This window comes from Arachidicoccus sp., assembly GCF_050436765.1.
GTDB lineage: Bacteria > Bacteroidota > Bacteroidia > Chitinophagales > Chitinophagaceae > Arachidicoccus.
In genome coordinates this window covers 1-2,140 of record NZ_JBNQGD010000024.1, presented here as the reverse complement: position 1 = coordinate 2,140, position 2,140 = coordinate 1, and the positions used below count along the sequence as shown (strand labels likewise).

The following is a 2,140-nucleotide window of genomic DNA, read 5'->3' as shown; positions in this document are numbered from 1 at the left end:
GCAGTCAATAGCGGATTTAAATCTCCTGTTGGTTTATATACGACCCAGTTGGTAGGAAACGATAATCGTCAATTGCTTAACGCGCCTGGATGGAAACTTCTATTGGATCCGAATCCTTTTGTGACGGGGCAAATTGATAGCATTTTATATCGTGAGCAAAGTGTTGCAGATCGTGAAAATATGATTTTTCAACAGACAAATACGACAGAACATCACCTTAATTTTTCTGGGGCTGATGATCAAGGGAATTTTGCGTTGGGACTCGGTTTGGTTAAGGATAATGGAATCATTATTGGTTCTGGTTTGAAGAGATTAAATATGAATTTTAACGGAGGCTTGAACATTGGAAAGAATCTTAAAGTATCCATGAATACTTCCGCCTATACGGTGAATAATTCCGTGCCTTATAATGATCCTGCCGGAGGGGCTGCAGGTGGTTTACTTCAACGTTTTATAGGTGTTGCTCCAACCGTGAGGTATTCAAATGATACATCAGGTGTCGCACTTCCAGGACCAAATGACCCAACTTTGGGCAACCCCGCATATTGGAGCCATATTTCAAATAATTCTTCTACTGAACAACGTTTTATGGGGGGCGTTAATCTTGATTGGACAATTTTACCTTTCTTACAATTTAAAGCTTCTGGTTCGGGTTTTATGCGTTACGATTATAATAATTATTTTACAAAGGCCTATCAAATGGGTAGTGGCGGGGCTTATAACAATAATAGAAAAGCTTCTTTCAGTAATTCGCATGATCAGCAATATACTTACAATGCTTTCTTTGAATTCAATAAAGTGCTGAATGGGGTCCATCATCTTTCTGCAATGGCAGGTGCTGAGTTTTATGATTATAAATACTATTATGATAATGGTTATGCACAAGGTGCTCCGACCGACTTTATACCATGGCTTACAGCTTCAACGGTTCCAAGCATTGTAAATGGTGGAATTCAGAACCCTGCGGGCGCCTCTTCAGACTTTAGTGCTTGGGATAGATTGTCTTCTGCTATTGGTAGAATAAATTATTCTTACAAAGATTTATATTTCTTAACTGCTAATTTCCGTTACGATGGATCTAGTCGACTCTCTTCCCAAAATCATTATGGCTTTTTCCCTGGAGTTTCTGTAGGCTGGAATATGCAAAAGGAAAATTTCTTTAAGAATAGTAATATCAATAAAATCGTAAGCACATTTAAACCGCGTTTAAGCTGGGGTGAAAATGGAAATGTAAGCTCTTTAGGCTATTTCCAAACTGCTCAAGTTTATAACAATGCTGGTATTTACAATGGCAATGGTGGCACCTATGTGGGTTCTTATATAAATACGGATTTAAGTTGGGAAAAATCGGCTTCTACCAACTTTGGGGCGGATATAGGGTTGTTCAATGATAGAATCACATTGATTGGTGATTATTTTGTTAGAAATGTATATAACAAAATTGCTTCTTTGGGAATTGATCCAACAAGTGGATTCTCCAGTTATACTACTAATTTGGGTGAGCTACAAAATAGAGGATGGGAGTTGAGTTTGAATGCTCGAATTATCCAGCCGATTCAGCAGGATGGTTTGGCAGTTGACTTTAATACGAATTTTTACACTGTAAAAAGTTATGCCAAAAAACTTCCTTACAATGGTCTATCTGGCAATAGACAAAGTACAATGCAGGTTTGGGATCCAAATCATCCCGGTCAGTTAATGCAGGTAGGTGGTTTAATTGAAGGACAAAGAGTGGGCTTAGATGAAGTTTGGGCGCCTAAATGGGATGGTATTTACACTACTCAAGAGAAGTTAAATGCAGACGCAAATGTTTACAATGCATTTTTGCCGTATAAGCACAAAACTTTAAAACAATTAGGAGATGCAAAATGGCATCAGGTGTATAATAATGATACTATTGACACAAGACAATTTGTTTATGTTGGTAGAACTACGCCAACAATAAGCGGTAGCTTCTCTACAAATGTTTCTTACAAAGGGTTTAGCTTGTATGCGGCCTTTGATTATGCTTTAGGTTTTGTGATTCTGAATAATGAAAAATTAAGAGGTTTAAATCAGGTTCAAGGATCTCAAAACTCTACGGTAGATGCATTAAATACTTGGTCTCCGACAAACCCTAATGGGACTTTGCCAAGATTTT

The 2,140-nt window shown here is 37.8% G+C and carries 1 pseudogene; it reads left to right on the top strand.

Annotated elements, in window-relative coordinates:
- A pseudogene (locus ACQR30_RS00955) lies at nucleotides 1-2,140 on the top strand (hypothetical protein); the annotation flags it as partial.